This window comes from Nocardiopsis moroccensis (assembly GCF_055763695.1).
The window spans coordinates 2322656-2338474 of sequence record NZ_CP199747.1; the positions used below are offsets into that span (position 1 = coordinate 2322656).

10 protein-coding genes are annotated in these 15819 nt (G+C 71.5%); 1 reads left to right on the plus strand and 9 read right to left on the minus strand.

Annotation, left to right across the window (positions count from 1 at the left end; genetic code table 11):
- Positions 1–284 precede the first annotated feature (284 nt).
- Positions 285–1460 carry an ROK family transcriptional regulator gene (locus ACUKCB_RS10385; RefSeq protein WP_473040306.1) on the minus strand — a complete coding sequence of 392 codons (1176 nt, stop codon included), beginning with the start codon at positions 1458–1460 and terminating at the stop codon, positions 285–287.
- A gap of 112 nt (positions 1461–1572) precedes the next feature.
- Between ACUKCB_RS10385 and ACUKCB_RS10390 the strand changes: the two genes are divergently transcribed.
- Positions 1573–2172: a uridine kinase family protein gene (locus ACUKCB_RS10390; RefSeq protein WP_473040307.1), complete on the plus strand. Its 600-nt coding sequence runs from the start codon at positions 1573–1575 to the stop codon at positions 2170–2172.
- A gap of 53 nt (positions 2173–2225) precedes the next feature.
- Here ACUKCB_RS10390 and ACUKCB_RS10395 read toward each other — a convergent pair whose 3' ends face one another.
- From ACUKCB_RS10395 to ACUKCB_RS10430, 8 genes are all read right to left on the minus strand, one after another.
- Positions 2226–4373, minus strand: a complete 2148-nt coding sequence (locus ACUKCB_RS10395; RefSeq protein WP_473040308.1) for a serine/threonine protein kinase — start codon at positions 4371–4373, stop codon at positions 2226–2228.
- Positions 4374–4426: 53 nt separating this feature from the next.
- A complete protein-coding gene (locus tag ACUKCB_RS10400; protein WP_473040309.1) occupies positions 4427–6751 on the minus strand; it encodes a serine/threonine protein kinase in 2325 nt (774 codons plus the stop codon).
- Positions 6752–6882: 131 nt separating this feature from the next.
- Positions 6883–8199 carry a hypothetical protein gene (locus ACUKCB_RS10405; RefSeq protein WP_473040310.1) on the minus strand — a complete coding sequence of 439 codons (1317 nt, stop codon included), beginning with the start codon at positions 8197–8199 and terminating at the stop codon, positions 6883–6885.
- On the minus strand, positions 8189–10204 hold the full coding sequence (locus ACUKCB_RS10410; RefSeq protein ID WP_473040311.1) for a hypothetical protein: 2016 nt from the start codon (positions 10202–10204) through the stop codon (positions 8189–8191). Before ACUKCB_RS10410 ends, ACUKCB_RS10405 begins: the two co-directional genes overlap by 11 nt.
- A 9-nt stretch (positions 10205–10213) precedes the next feature.
- Complete coding sequence (locus tag ACUKCB_RS10415; RefSeq protein ID WP_473040312.1) at positions 10214–10480, minus strand: hypothetical protein; 267 nt, start codon at positions 10478–10480, stop codon at positions 10214–10216.
- 338 nt (positions 10481–10818) lie between these two features.
- Positions 10819–11244, minus strand: a complete 426-nt coding sequence (locus ACUKCB_RS10420; RefSeq protein ID WP_473040313.1) for an SRPBCC family protein — start codon at positions 11242–11244, stop codon at positions 10819–10821.
- Positions 11245–11667: 423 nt separating this feature from the next.
- Complete coding sequence (acnA, locus tag ACUKCB_RS10425; RefSeq protein ID WP_473040314.1) at positions 11668–14394, minus strand: aconitate hydratase AcnA; 2727 nt, start codon at positions 14392–14394, stop codon at positions 11668–11670.
- A 383-nt stretch (positions 14395–14777) separates the two neighbouring features.
- Positions 14778–15713: an LLM class F420-dependent oxidoreductase gene (locus ACUKCB_RS10430; protein WP_473040315.1), complete on the minus strand. Its 936-nt coding sequence runs from the start codon at positions 15711–15713 to the stop codon at positions 14778–14780.
- Between the last annotated feature and the right edge of the window lie 106 nt (positions 15714–15819).

The window sequence follows — 15819 nt, forward strand, 5'->3', positions numbered from 1 at the left end:
TCAACTCATGAACACATAACCGAAACATCACAAGTGTTAGCTTCATAACATGAAGTCATTAAAAGCGCAGGTCAGAGCGATTTCCAGGGGGTGTGACCTGCTGTCAACCACCCGTGGTGCAAGCCCACGGATTCGCAGACAGGCGTCCGCGAGGTGGGTGGGTCCGACCTCCCGCGCCCGGCGCTCACCTCGGGTGGAGGGTGCGGGGACGGTTGACGGGCACCAAAAAGGGAGCCCGGAGATGACCGGGGCGAGCTACCCGGGGCCGGGACGCGGCGCCGTGTTCAGCGCAGGTTGTGAGCGGCCGTGAGCAGCGCGCCACGGAGTGAGGCGTCCTCGCCCAGGGCGCTGGTCACCAGTTCGAGCTGGGCCAGGGCTCCGCCCAGGGTCCCCAGCTCCATCGCCCGGCGCATGGGTTCCAGCAGCAGGTCACCGGCATCGGCCAGGTCTCCGCCCACCACCACCAGGTCCGGGTTGAACAGGTTGGCCGTGATCGCGGTGCCCTGGCCCAGGGCGGTTCCGGCCTCGGCGATGATCCGACGGCTCCCGGGGTCCCCCCGCAGAGCGGAGGCGACCACCTCGTTCAGCCGGACCCGGTCCGTCCCCGGCCCCAGATCGTGGTTCCTGGGCAGCATGTTCAGCAGGTACCCGGTGCCGACGAAGGTCTCCAGACAGCCGCGGTTGCCGCAACGGCACACCTGCCCGCGTGAGTCGAGCCCGATGTGGCCGATTTCGCCGGCGGTACCGCCCGCCCCCCGGAAGAGCTGGCCGGACATGACGATGCCCGCACCGATCCCCTCCCCCAGGACCAGCTGGATGACGTGGTCGGCCCCCTGGGCGGCGCCCAGCTTACGTTCGGCCACCACCGCGAGATTGGCGTCGTTCTCGGCCAGCACGGGCAGGCCCAGCCTCTCCTGAAGCGCCGCGGCCGGACGGAAATCCGACCAGCGGGGCAGACAGGAGATGGCGCCGACCGCACCGCTGCCGGGCGCGATCGGTCCCGGCACCGAGGCCACCGCCGAGGCGACCGTGCCCAGGTCGATCCGGGCCCCCAGCAGCGCGGTCTCGGTCAACCATGCGGCCCGGCGGACCGCGCGGGCGGGATCGGCGGTGACCTCGTAGGCGATGGACTCATGGGTGAGCATGTTGCCCTCGCTGTCACCGATCGCCACCCGGATCCGATCGACGGCGAAGTCGATCGCCACCACCGTTCCCGGCGGGCGCAGGAGGGTGACGGCCCGGGCCCGGCGCCCGTTGGAGGAGGTGTTGCGGACCGACACGGTCCCGGCGGCACGCAGGCCCCGCACGATGTTGGAGACACTGGCCGCCGACAGTCCCGTGGCGCGGGCCAGTTCGGCCTGTGTCCGGGTGCCGTCGCGGCGGAGCACGTCCACGACGCGGCGCTCGTTGGCCTGCCGCAGCGCGGACTGGGATCCCGGGGTCGTGCCGGTCTCGGTCACCACACACCCCTTCGTCCTCGTTCCGCGCACTCTGGCGTTGTTTCGAGGAATGCTACAAGCAGTGAACGGAGCACCGAACCCCGGACCCGGTACTGGGGCTAGGATCCGGAGCATGCCAAGGGACAGAACCGACCGGCGCGGGTGGGCGGACCGGTTGTCCGGGGTCGTACTGGGCACTCCTGGACACGGGCCCCTCGTGCGGGTCGTGGCGGTGGAGGGCCGTTCGGGCTCGGGGAAGAGCACGGTGGCCGAGGAGGTGCGCCGGGCCCTGGCCGACCGGGGCGAACCGGTGGCCGTACTGACGATGGAGGACCTCTACCCCGGCTGGGACGGCCTGGCCGAGGCGCCGGTACTGCTGCGGGACCGGGTCCTGCTTCCGCTGTCCCGGGCACACGAGGCGTCCTGGCACCGGTACGACTGGGAGCGCGGCGGTTTCGGGACGCAGCGGGTGGGTCTGCCCGCCGACCTGGTCGAGGGCGGGGGCACCCTGATCGTGGAGGGGTGCGGTTCGGGTGCGGCGCCCGTGCGCGACCTGGTGGACCTGTTGGTGTGGGTGGAGGCGCCCGGGAGGGTGCGGGCGGATCGGCTCGACAGCCGCGACGACGCCGAGGCGTACGCCCCCCACCGTGCGCGCTGGGCCCGGCAGGAGGACTCCCTCTACGCCCGCGACCACCCCCGGGACCGCGCCGACCTGCACCTGGACAACTTCTGACGGACGGAACGGCCCGAGGAGGCCCGGCGGCAGAGGGCAGGTGCTCCGAGCGGTCAGTCGCGGTGCCGGGGAGGCTGGGAGCAGAGCTGTCGGGCCCTGGCCAGATCGCGGTCCATCACCCGCAGGCCCTCCACCAGTTCGCGGTCCTGCCCGGGGATGTTCTGCAGACGGAGCTCCCTGGACACCCGCAGGGCGTCGCTCCCGTGGCGCTGCGACCGCTGCACGGCCAGGACCACCCAGGCGAGGAAGGAGACCGTGGAGGCCAGGAGGAACAGCATCCCGAGCCCGGAGCCCGGGACTGCCGAGGCCAGGACGAAGGCGGCACCCAGGAGGGGGATCGCGGCCAGCCCCAGCATCACCTGTACGCTCCGGTGCTCGTTCTGGGCAGCCACCGCCCCGGCGAGCATCTGGTGCTCCCGGTCCAGCACCTCCTTCTTCCGCTCCCAGACCCCGCGCTGCCGGGCGATGGTGACGATGCACGGAAGAGCCGCGTAGACCGCCGCCGCGTACCCGGCCCGGCGGGCACCCGAGGCGGACTCCACACGTGACCACAGGACCGAGGTCCACACCTGCACTCCGGGCAGGTCGCCGGGGTCCGGCGCCACCGCGAGTTCCGGGTGCAGCAGGAAGGTCAGCACCAGGGCGGGGTCCGTCCTGCCCTCGAACCTCTGCCAGCCGACGAGGTTCTGGGTGAGCTCCCGGTGGAAGGCCGCCCCCGTCCGTTCCGCCGTCTCGATGTCCCGGGCCAGCTGACGCAGCTGTGCGCTGTCCCCGGCCCGGTGCTCCGACATCTGGCGCAACAGCTCCGGGCGGGCCAGCAGCATCAGCTCGTTGGCCTCGTGGCCGCCGGTGACGAGTGGGCGCGGGTCGTGGAACAACCGGCCCAGCCCCGCGACCGTCAGGTCGTGCCCCCGGAAACGGGGCGCCAGTTCCGGGGCGGCCTGGGCCACGAAGGAGGCCACCGCCATGTTCGCGTCCCGGACCTGCCTGCGGAACAGCGACCGGTCGACGCGGGTGTCGTTGATGTCGTTGATGACCCAGGACCCGAGCATCGCCCGCTCCGCGTGGTCCCCGAAGACCATGACCGCGTCCGACCAGTTCTCCTGCATGGCCGCGGCGAGTACCTCGATCCGGGTGCACCGGACCCCGGCGAAGTGGTACGGCGGCGCCTCCCCCGAGGGTGGCGGGCCTGCGGCGGAGGGCGTGCGGGCACCGGGAGCGGGAGCGGGCGGAGCGGGCGCCGGAGGCTGGTTCGGCACGTACCCCGGCGCGTGTCCCGGTTCGGGCCGGGAAGACGGACGCGCGCCTCCCGCTACCTCGGTGTAGTGCAGGGTGGGCGGGGTGCGCGCCCCCTCTTCCACCCGGGTGGGCGCCGCGGTCTCCATGGGTTCCGGCGAGATGCCGGCCACCAGGTGGTGGAAGAGGGCCACGGCGTCGGGGCGCCGTTTCGGATCCTTGTCCAGACAGGCGAGGACGACGTCCAGCAGCGGACCGGACAGATCACCGGTGTCGGGCTCCCCGGAGAGCACCCTGGCGATGCGTGAGGCCTGGGTGGGTCCGTGGAAGGCCTCCCGGCCGGTGGCGGCGAACACCATCACCGAAGCCCAGGAGAAGACGTCCACGGCCGAGGAGAGCCGCATCCCCTCCAACTGTTCGGGGGCCATGTACCCGACTGTCCCGACGATGCCGCTGGCGGTCACCGAGGTGGTCTCCACCGCGCGGGCGATCCCGAAGTCGATCACCCGGGGCCCGTCCTGGGCCAGCATGATGTTGTCCGGTTTCAGGTCCCGGTGCACCACCCCGGCGGCGTGGATGGCCGCCAGCGCGGTCGCGGTGGCGACCGCCAGGCGCTGGAGTTCGTCGCCCCGGCGGGGACCGTCCTCGGCCACGGCGTGCTGGAGGGTGGGGCCGTCGATGTACTCGGTGGCGATCCACGGCTCGTCCGCCTCCGGGTCCGCGTCCAGGATCGCCGCGATGCAGAACCCGCTCACCTTGCGTGCCTGGTCCACCTCGGCGGCGAACCTGCGCCGCATGTCCTCGTCGCCGGCCCAGTTGGCGTGCAGCAGCTTCACCGCGGCCCGGGTGCCGTCCCCGGCCTCACCAAGGAAGACCTCGCCGAAACCGCCCCGGCCGAGCGAACGCAACAGGCGGTAGGGGCCGACCGTGCGTCCGGGGGCGGCCAGGTCCGTGGTCTCGTCCACGAGCCCACCTTTCCTTGTTCTCTTGTCGGTCCGGTCCGGGAGGAACCGCCGGGTCAGCCCGCGGTGATCCGCCGTGCCTGGGTCAGGTCGCTGCGGATACGGTTCACGCCCGAGGTCAGCTGGGGCAGCTGGTGACCGGAGTTGCGCAACGCCATGACCCGCTGGCTCCTACGTTTGGCGTCGCCGCACATCACCACGTTCGTGACGGCGCTGCCGAACGTACCGAGGAGCGCGAAGAGGCCCACGTAGACCAGGAAGCTGCCGACGACGCTCGCGACGAGGGCCACGTCACCAGCGTTCGCGGCCGCGTTCAGGACGAACCCGACGGGCAACGCGACGATGCCGTACCTGCACCGCCGGGTCCAGGCCGACAGGCGTTCCTGGAAGCGCACCTTCTCCTGGAGCGCCTCGTGGGTCCCGGACACCTCGGAGTAGCGCTCCTCCCAGTAACGGCGCTGCTGGGCCAGGGCCTGGATGGTGTTCATGGCCCCGTAGACCGCTGCGGCGTACCCGGCGCTGTCCGGGTGGGCGGCGTCGGTGACGCGCTGCCAGAGGATGTCCACCCACTCGGCCACCCCGGGGTCGCCTCCGGTGCCCGGCGGGGTCACGCGTTCGGGGTTGAGGAGGAAGGCGAGGACCAGTGCGGGGTTGACGTTGGGCCGGGTCGAGCGCCATCCGGCGAGTTCGCGGGAGAGGAGCTCGTGCAGGGCGGTCCCGGCGCGTTCGGCCCGGTACAGCTCCTCGGCGAGGCGCTGATGGGCGCCGGGCTCGGGGGTGTGGTGGGCGTTCATGGTGCTCAGCACCTCGGGGCGGGCCAGCAGCACGAGCTCGTTGGACATCGGTGCACCGGTGAGCAGCGGACGGGGGTCCGCGAACAGCTCCTTCAGCTCCGCCACCGACACGCCCCGGCCGCGGAAGATCGGCGGCAGGTCCGGGCGTACCTGGGCGACGAAGGAGGCCACGGCCAGGTTGGCGTCCCTGACCTCGCGTCGGAACAGGGAGCGGTCGATCGTGGTGTCGCGCAGGTCGTCCATGATCCAGGCGCCCAGGGCCGCGCGTTCGGCGGGATCGTTGAAGAGCTGGACGGCGGCGTTCCAGTTCTGCTGCAGGGCCTCGGCCAGGGACCCCGGGTCGACGAACCGGACCCCGGCGAAGTGGTAGGGGGGTACGCCGCCGGTGTGTCCGGGGGCAAAAGTGTGCGGCCTTGAGGCGTAGGGGCCGTAACCGTGGTGGCCCGAACCGGACGGGTCCGGTCCGGGGGTGTCCTGTCCGTGCTGGCCGGAGGCGTACGGCGCCGGCGCGGGCGCGGGCGATGCCTGAACCGGTGGGGCGACGGGGGTCTCCTGCGGAGCGACCCGGGTGTAGGCGCGGGTGGGGTCGGCCTTGGCGGGCGGCGCCACCCGGGTGGGGTCGACGGGCACGACACCGGCGGGCGGGTGCTCGGCGACCCTGGTCCGGTCGACACCGATCCGGGTCCGGTCGTCGGAGCGGGGCTCCACCGAGGTGGCCTCGTGGTCGGGCGCGGGCGCGTGCTCCCCGGTCCGGTTCGGTCCCCGGGCCGACCCGCCGCCCGAGGGGGCGGCGATCAGCAGTCTCATGAGGGACTCGGCGTCGGGCCGTTCTCCGGGGTCCTTGTCCAGGCAGCCGCGGAGGGTGTCGGCGAACGGGCCCTCCAGACCGCCCAGGTCGGGTGTACCGCCCAGGATGCGGGCGATGCGCGAGGCCTGGGTGGGTCCGGGGAAGGCCTCCCGGCCGGTGGCGGCGAACACCATCACCGAAGCCCAGGAGAAGACGTCCACGGCCGAGGTCAGCCGGGCACCCTCCAGCTGCTCGGGAGCCATGTACCCGATCGTGCCGACCACACCGCTGGCGGTCACCGAGGTGGTCTCCACCGCGCGGGCGATCCCGAAGTCGATCACCCGGGGCCCGTCCTGGGCCAGCATGATGTTGTCCGGTTTCAGGTCCCGGTGCACCACCCCGGCGGCGTGGATGGCCGCCAGCGCGGTCGCGGTACCCACGGCCAGGCGCTGGAGTTCCACCCCGGCGCGCGGTCCGTCCGCCTCGACGGAGGACTGGAGGGTGGGGCCGTCGATGTACTCGGTGGCGATCCACGGCTCGTCCGCCTCCGGGTCCGCGTCCAGGATCGCCGCGACGCAGAACCCGCTCACCTTGCGTGCCTGGTCCACCTCGGCGGCGAACCTGCGCCGCATGTCCTCGTCACCCGCCCAGCTGGCGTGCAGCAGCTTCACCGCGGCCCGGGTGCCGTCCCCGGCCTCACCGAGGAACACCTCACCGAAACCGCCCCGGCCCAGGGATCGCAACAGCCGGTACCCGCCGACCGTCCGGGGTTCCGCCTCCTGTTTCTGGGGGTCGTCCACAGCCCGCCCTGTCTCTAGTTCCGTCGCAGTGCCCGAGCGCCCCGGACGGGGCGCCATGTCAGGGTGCCACAAGGAACTGACACCCGGTGCGCGGAACCGGTTCCACCGTTTCGGGATCCGATGCCCGGCCGTTACCTCGTCCGCTCCGCGCGCCCGGCGTGGTCACCGCGCAGGATCCGTTCGACCAGGTCGTCCCGGACGGTCCCGTATCCGGTGGCCGCCCACACGCTCTCGGCCGCGGGCACCTCGAAGTAGGGCACCTCACGTCCCCGGTACCGGGCCGGCAGGACGGTCGGGCGCAGCCGGTCCCGGACCGCCTTGGCGCACTGGGCGCACAACGGCACCGTGATGTCGTTGCGCCCACCGAACTCGCGCCACTTCGTCGTCCTGGTGACGGTCCCGTGCAGCGGGTTCGCGTAGCAGTGCGAGCGCACCGGTGTGGAGCGCTGGCGGCGGGCGGGCCGGATGGCGCGGTTGAGGTGGTCCTCGGCGAGGTCCAACAGCACCAGCACACCGACGACGTCCGCCAGCGCCCCGGTGGTGGGCAGGCCGTCGTAGACCCTGCGGGCCGCGGCGTGCGCGTCCAGGGCCCGGTGGAGGGCCTCCGCCGCGGCCTCGCTGCCGTTCGGGGCCGCCTTGCTCAGCCGTTCACCGAGTTCGACCACCTCGTCACCGGCGCGGCGGGCCAGTTCGTCCCGGCGGGCCCGGTTCGCGTTGTCGAACGCGGCGTGCTGGGCGAGCACGGGGACCGGCCGAGGCCTGCGCCAGCGGTGGAAGCCGAAGCCGAGCCCCAGCAGCGCGAGTCCGGCCAGGGCCCAGGGGAGCACCGAGAACAGCGCGTACGTTCCGGTGCCGAACGAGTACATCCAGGCGAACGGGTCGCTGTCCTGCTGCTCCCTGGCGGTCTCGTAGATCCCTTCCGGGTCGTCGGAGAGCGCGATGTCCACGGCCCGGTCCAGTCGCTCCGCGGCCGGGGAGTCCCGGCCCAGCTCGGCGGTGGCCCCCTGGGAGCCGTAGAAGGCGCGCATCGCCCGGTCGTCCCCCGACTCGAAGTCGTGCCCGGACAGGGTCCGGCCGTCCAGGACCAGGTAGTGCGCCTCCTCCGCGCCGCTCCTGTCGTGCACGGCGGAGACCATGAGGTCGGAGTCGCCGTTCCAGTCGCCGCCCTCGATCAGCGGGACCGCCACCACCCGCAACGGCACACCGGAGTCGGTGATCCTGCTCTCCACCCGCTGGGCGAGGTCCTCCGGGAGGGCGCTGGCGTAGGAGGGGTCGACGTAGACCGGTGAGTCCTCCAGGGCGGCCGCCAGGCGCTCGCTCGCCCCCGGCTCCTCCTGCGTGGTGTCGGCTCGGCTCACCGCCGGGGCGGCGGCCAGGAGGAGGACGGCCAGGGGCGTCACCACGGTCGCGGCCCAACGGGCGCGCGCCGTTCCGTGGTCAGTGAACATGGGATTCCCTCAGCAGATCTTCGGCCTTGAGTCGGCCCCTGTGCCCGTAGCCGGTGGTGACCCACCGCCGGTCCAGTTCCCCGTGCGGAACGCGTCCGCCCCCCGGGGCACCGACCCGGAGTGTACGCCGGTCGCGTTCGCGCTCGCGCAGCACCGTGCAGGAGCCGCACAGGGGCCGGCTGCGGGAAGGACCGTGGAGTACGGCCCGGCCGTGCAGGGGGTTGACCGCGCAGAGCGGGTCGTCGGCCCCGGCCGAGACCGCGGGATCGGGGTCCAGCCTGCGCACCGCCCGCTCCGCCAGCACGATCACCCCGACCAGGTCGAGCTCGTCCGGTTCCCCGGCCAGGACGGCCAGGGCGGTGTCGATCTCGCGCATCGCCCTGTCCCTGTCCGGGCGGTCCTGCGGTGCCGACTCCAGCGCCCTGACCGCTCGGCGCACCGCCCGGTCGGCGCGCGGCCGCAGGGCACGGCCCGGCACGGCCCGAAGGCGCCCCCTGGCGTTGAGCGCCACTCCGGCCAGGGCGAGGAGCACCGCGGCCGTGAGCGGGCCGACCAGGAACAGCGCCCCGGCGAAACTGCCGGAGAAGAACTCCTCCCACCGTGAGGGCTCGTAGGGCGGTTCGGCCCTCTCCGCGGCCCAGTCCGGTGTCTCCGGTTCCTGCCCCGGAGCCGCCGAGGTCTCCCCCAGCCAGTCCAGCAGGTCGACCAGCGCCTGGTCGACCGTGCTGTCGAACCGGTACCCGGTCACGTCCCAGAGGCCGTACCGGTCCTCCGAGAGGCCCTCGGCCTCGACTCCGAACAGGACCGCCCCTACCTTGGGGGAGTCCTCGTCGGTGGCGTCCACGACAACGAAGACGCCGTCCTCGTCCATGACGTGGTGGAGTGCGTGCGCGAGGACCTCGGGGTCTCCGCCCGACTCGTCGGTGCGGCTCATCGGCAGCACGGCGGTGTAGACCGCGGTTTCGGCCCCGGCCACGCGGTCCGCGGCTCCGGGCAGGTCCCGGACACCCACCTGGGCCAGGGGGTCCACGTACAGGGGATCCTCGTCCAACTCCTCGGCGATCCGCGCGACCCGGACCGTGGAGGCGACGTAGGGGGCGACCTGCGGCGGGGTCGGGCCCCGCTGCTGTTCCTCCCAGGGCAGGGTCGCGGTGGCGAGGTGGATCAGGGAGACGGCCACCACGACCGCGCCGGCGCCCAGGGCGAGGGCGCCGCCCACCGCCAGGGCCCGGTCCCCGGGCAGGTCCCCGGTGTACCCGGCCTTCGCGGCCCGCTGCCGTCTCCCGGCGCGGACCGCTGCCAGCAGCAGCCACAGCGTCGCCGCCGCTCCGGCGACGGCCGCGGTGAGCTCGCCCAGCTTGGCCGGTCCGCTCATGCTGTCCAGCCGCAGCGTGCCGAATTGGGAGTCCAGCCACCAGGTGAACGGTGTCGCCTGGGTCCAGCTCGGCTCGGCCCGTTCGGCGAGGTCGGGTGCGGTCAGGGTGTCCACGAAGGTGTCGGCCATCGTGTCCAGCGGGGTGTAGATGGTGAATGCCCGCTCCTTGGAGAGCACCAGGTCGGCGTCGGTCAGCGGCAGGTCCACCTTTCGGGTCACCGCGTGGACCCGGGACTGCTGCGGCCGCAGGTGGACGTACAGGCCGGGTTCGCCCACCCGGTCCTGCAACCCGGCCAGCAGGTCGCCGCTCGTGGTCGCGTAGTCCGGGACGCTGCTGGCCACGACGTAGTACGGCACGTCCAGCCTGCCGAAGGAGTTGTGCAGGCTCTGTTCCAGTTTCGACAGGCTGTAGTCCCCGGCGAGGGAGTCGTGGACGACGACCGCCGCACCATCGGGTTCCTCCGCCAGGAGACCCGCGAAGTGTTCCGCGGCGCCCACGTCCTCCTCGCCGGTCTCCTCCGGTTCGGCCTGCGCGGGTGCCGCGGAGAAGACGAGGAGTGCGGTCAGCAGCGCCACTGCCAGGGGGGACAGGAGACGGCGGGCCGCCGCCGTGGAAACCGAGTCGGACATTCCATGAAACTACCTGGGCACCGCTACCCGTCCGGCCCCGGGGTCCCCGCACCGGGCACGTTCCGCCAGGTCACCTGGGACTGTTCCGTCACCGGTGGCGGGATTGGCCCACAGATACAGCAGGGGCGCGGGCAGGAGCAGGCCGGGCGGGGCCAGCAGGCTCCAGGCGGAGCGGCGCGGGCGCCAGGCGGCCCCGGGCGGGGCGTTGGGGGTCCGAAGCGCGTACCCCCACAGGTCCAGGACGACCACGGATCCGGTCGCCGCTCCGGTCAGCACCCCAGCAGGAGGGGGTCGTGCGCCGTTCCCGGTACGGCGAGAAACGCCCAGACGAGGGCGAAGAACACCAGAAGGGGAGTACGGGGGAAACGGAGCACGTCAAAGAACGTAGCGCCACACGGGATACCAAACCCGCACGATGACCCGGTTTCACCGAAGCGCAACCGTGTGGTTGGCCGGACGTGATGTCCCGCGCCCTGACGCGTCCGGTCCCCGGACCGTTCGGCCCGCTCCGCCGCGCGGCGCTCGGGCGGTGGCCGCGCACACACGTTTCCCCGGCGCACGGCTCGGTGCGCCGGGGAAGGGGCGGCCCCTCGCCGCCCGGAGGGCCGGAGAGCCTAGGAGGCCGTCCTGGGGTTCTCGGCGAAACTCTTGAAACGCTTCATGTCGCCCTTCGTCCGGGCCTTCACCAGACCGAGTTTGTCCCCGAGCTGCTCGACCGCGCCTTCCGGGACGACCTCGAGCTGAAGGGTGACGCGGGTGCGGGTGTCGGTGATGTGGTGGAAGGTCACCACACCCGCGTGCGAGACACCGTCCGTGCTGCGCCAGGCCACACGCTCACCCGGGATCTGCTCGGTGATCTCGGCCTCGAAGTCACGCTTGCGTCCACCGATCTCGATGTACCAGTGCGTGATCTTGTCGTTCTGGCGATCCACACGGGTGACGCCCTCCATGAACTCCGGGAAGGTCTCGAAGCGGGTCCACAGCGTGTAGACGGCGGAGACGGGCAGGTCGACCTCGACGGCCTCAATGACTTCGGACACCGTGGAATCCTTTCGTCGTCGTGCGCGTCTCGTTCACCAGGGCCCCTAACCGTGATTCGGGCCCGTAAACGACCCGGAACGGGGCGTGCCCTCCGGGCTCCCAACCCACACGAGCTCCAGGATTCACACGACACCCACCCGAACCCCTGCTCGGAAGGCATGGGGAAGCGGACACCGAGCCCAAGGCACGGGAGGCTCCTGAGGCCAGCAGCGAAACCCGCGGCGCCCGAAACCCCGCCAGCAGGGTGCCCGCCCCTTCCGAAACCATCCCACCCGCGGTGATCTTGCTACCAGGGGCAACTTCGACGTCGAAGTTGCCCCTGGTAGCAAGATCACCGCGAAAAAGGGCCGCCACCGTCGGGTGGACGGTGGCGGCCCGTGAACCGCGCGGCGCACCTGTTGGGTGCGGAGCGGAGCTCGTGACTACTGCTTGGCGAGCAGCTGGCGCAGGACGAACTGCAGGATGCCGCCGTTGCGGTAGTAGTCGGCCTCACCCGGGGTGTCGATCCGCACCACGGCGTCGAACTCGACACCGGTGTCGGTGGTGACCTTCACCGTGGCGGGGATGCGGCCCTCGTTGAGCTCGGTCACACCGGTGATGGAGAAGGTCTCCTCGCCGGTCAGGCCGAGCGAGTCGGCGGACTGGCCCTCCGGGAACTGCAGCGGGAGGACGCCCATGCCGATCAGGTTGGAGCGGTGGATGCGCTCGTAGGACTCGGTGATGACCGCGCGCACGCCCAGCAGGCGGGTGCCCTTGGCCGCCCAGTCACGCGAGGAACCGGAGCCGTACTCCTTGCCGCCCAGGACGACCAGCGGGGTGCCCTGCTCGGCGTAGTTCTGCGCGGCGTCGTAGATGAACGACACCGGCGCGTCCGGCTGGGTGAAGTCGCGGGTGTAGCCGCCCTCGGTGCCCGGCGCGATCTGGTTGCGCAGGCGGATGTTGGCGAACGTACCGCGGATCATCACCTCGTGGTTGCCGCGACGGGAACCGTAGGAGTTGAAGTCGCGCCGCTCCACGCCGTTGGCCTTGAGGTAGTCGGCCGCCGGGGTGCCCGGCTTGATGGCGCTGGCCGGGGAGATGTGGTCGGTGGTGACCGAGTCGCCCAGCTTGGCCAGGACGCGTGCGCCGGAGATGTCGGTGACCGGGTCCGGGTTCTGGCCCATGCCGTCGAAGTACGGGGGCTTGCGGACGTAGGTCGAGTCGCCCTCCCACTCGAAGGTGTTGCCGGTCGGCGTGGGCAGCTCGCGCCAGCGGTCGTCACCGGCGAACACGTCCGAGTACGCGGACTCGTACATGTCGGAGGCGATCGCGGAGTCCATGACCTCCTGGATCTCCTCGGCGGTGGGCCAGATGTCGGCCAGGTAGACGGGCTTGCCGTCGTTGCCGACGCCCAGGGGCTCGGTGGTGATGTCGACGTCCATCGACCCGGCCAGCGCGTAGGCGACCACCAGCGGCGGCGAGGCCAGGTAGTTCATCTTGACGTCCGGGTTGATCCGGCCCTCGAAGTTGCGGTTGCCGGACAGGACCGCGGAGACCGCGAGGTCGTTGTCCTGGACCGCCTTCGAGATCTCCTCGGGCAGCGGGCCCGAGTTGCCGATGCAGGTGGTGCAGCCGTAGCCGACCAGGTTGAAGCCCAGCTTGTCCAGGTACGGGGTCAGGCCGGAACGCTCGTAGTAGTCGGTGACGACCTTGGAGCCCGGGGCCATGGAGGTCTTGACCCACGGCTTGCGGGACAGGCCCTTGTCGACCGCCTTCTTGGCCAGCAGGGCGGCGCCCAGCATGACCGAGGGGTTCGAGGTGTTGGTGCACGAGGTGATCGCGGCGATCACGACGGCGCCGTGGTCGATCTCGGTCTCGGTGCCGTCGGCCAGGGTGACCTTGACCGACTTGTGCGGGCGCGCGCCGTTGGCGGACTGGGCCGGGGCGTCGGAGGCCGGGAAGGACTCGTCGCCCGCCTCGTCCACCTCGTCGTCGACGTAGTTGCTGACGTCGTGGCGCCAGGTCGTCTTGGCCTCGGACAGCGCGATGCGGTCCTGCGGGCGCTTGGGGCCGGCGATGGACGGGACGACCTCGGCGAGGTCGAGCTCCAGGTACTCGGAGAACTCGGGCTCGTTGGCCGGGTCGTGCCAGAAGCCGTTGGCCTTGGCGTAGGCCTCGGTCAGCGCGACCTGCTGCTCGGAGCGGCCGGTCAGACGCATGTACCGGATGGTCTCGTCGTCGACCGGGAAGATCGCGGCGGTGGAGCCGAACTCCGGGCTCATGTTGCCGATGGTGGCGCGGTTGGCCAGCGGCACCGAGGAGACGCCCTCGCCGTAGAACTCGACGAACTTGCCGACCACACCGTGCTTGCGCAGCTTCTCGGTGATGGTGAGCACGAGGTCGGTCGCGGTGGTGCCGGGCTTGAGCTGACCGGTGAGCTTGAAGCCGACCACACGCGGGATGAGCATGGAGATGGGCTGGCCGAGCATGGCCGCCTCGGCCTCGATGCCGCCGACGCCCCAGCCCAGGATGCCCAGGCCGTTCTGCATGGTGGTGTGCGAGTCCGTACCGACGCAGGTGTCGGGGTAGGCCTGGCCCTTGCGGTCCATCGTGACCCGCGCGAGGTGCTCGATGTTGGCCTGGTGCACGATGCCGGTGCCGGGCGGGACGACCTTGAACTCGTCGAAGGCGGTCTGGCCCCAGCGCAGGAACTTGTAGCGCTCGTAGTTGCGCTCGTACTCGATCTCGACGTTGCGCTCGAAGGCGTCGGGGCTCCCGAAGAGGTCGACGACGACGGAGTGGTCGATCACCAGCTCGGCGGGGGCGAGCGGGTTGATCTGGTCCGGGTCGCCGCCCATGTCGCGGACGGCCTCGCGCATGGTGGCGAGGTCGACGACGCACGGGACGCCGGTGAAGTCCTGCATGATCACCCGCGCGGGGGTGAACTGGATCTCCTGGCTGGGCTGCGCCTTGGCGTCCCAGTTGCCCAGGGCCGTGATGTGCTCGGCGGTGACGTTCTTGCCGTCCTCGGTGCGCAGGAGGTTCTCCAGCAGCACCTTCAGGCTGTAGGGAAGACGGTTGTAGCCCTTGACGGCGTCCAACCGGAAGATCTCATACGACTCGTCGCCAACGCGCAACGTGTCACGGGCGCCGAAGCTGTTCGCGGACACGGTGTCTGCCTCCTGATATCGCCACTTTGTCCCCAGCATCCTGCCCCATGGGGTGGATGCGGGACCTACTGAGGCCGCCCTAACCGGTTCGCCGGGTCGCGGGGGGCACACGTGCAGGCCCCCGCCGCCTCAGTGAACCTTCAAGGCCGCTTTCACCTGCGACGACGCCACATCGTCACGGGTTGCGCGACCCACTGGCCGCGGACGCCCACGGGTTCTGGGTCCGACGTCGAAAAGCGGTCGACCTCACACGCCCGAACCGGGAGCGGGCCGGGGGGAAGCCCCACTTTTATCTTGACGTCAAGGTATCTAACTTGTATCTCGATATCAAGTTATCGGGTGACTCCCCGGCGCCTGCGGGCACCCTCCGGTCCGGGCCCGGTTCAGTCGAGCTGCGGAACCACCAGCGAAGCGACCAGCTCCAGCTGGTCCAGGTCGGACATGTCCAGGACCTGCAGGTACATCCTCTCAGCACCCGCCTCCCCGAACCGGCCGATCCTGTCCACGATCTCGTCGGGGCTCCCGGCGAGACCGTTCTGACGCAGCTCCGACACCTCCCGACCGATCCGGGCGGCCCGCTTGGCCACCTCGGCCTCGTCCCGTCCCGCGCACAGGACCTGGGCCGCCGAGTACACCATCGGCGTGCCGCGGCCCGAGGCGCGCACCGCGTCGGCCGTGCGGCCGAAGGCCGCTTCGGTCTCCTCCAGGGAGGAGAACGGCACGTTGTACTCGTCGGCGAACCTGGCCGCCAGCCGCGGGGTGCGCCTGGGGCCGGTACCGCCGATCAGCACCGGCGGGTGCGGCCCCTGCTGCGGTTTGGGCAGGGCCGGGCCCTCCGCCAACCGGTAGTGCCTACCCTCGTAACGGAAGGTCTCCCCAGCCGGAGTGGCCCACAATCCCGTGATGATGTCGAGTTGTTCCTCGTAGCGGTCGAAACGCTCCCGACCGGAGTCCGGGAAGGGGATCCCGTAGACCGCGTGTTCCTGCTCGAACCAGCCGGCGCCGAAACCGAACTCGACCCGGCCGCCGCTCATCCGGTCGACCTGGGCGACGGAGATGGCCAACGGCCCGGGGTGGCGGAAGGTCGCCGCCGTCATCAGCGTGCCGAGGCGGATCCGGGAGGTGTCCCTGGCCAGACCGGCGAGGGTGATCCAGGCGTCGGTGGGGCCGGGGAGGCCGCTGACGTGGTCCCCCATGGCGAGATAGTGGTCCGAGCGGAACAGAGCGTCGAAACCCAGGTCCTCGGCGGCCCTGGCAACAGCGAGCTGGTCCTCGTAGGTGGCCCCCTGCTGGGGTTCAAGGAAGATCCTCAGGCGCATACACCCCATTTTCTCCCACGGTGCCGACCATTCAGAAACCGCCGCGCGGGTAGCGTGGAAAAGCCGTGGTCAGGGCCTCGCGCCCCCGGTCTCCCCGCGGCTGAAC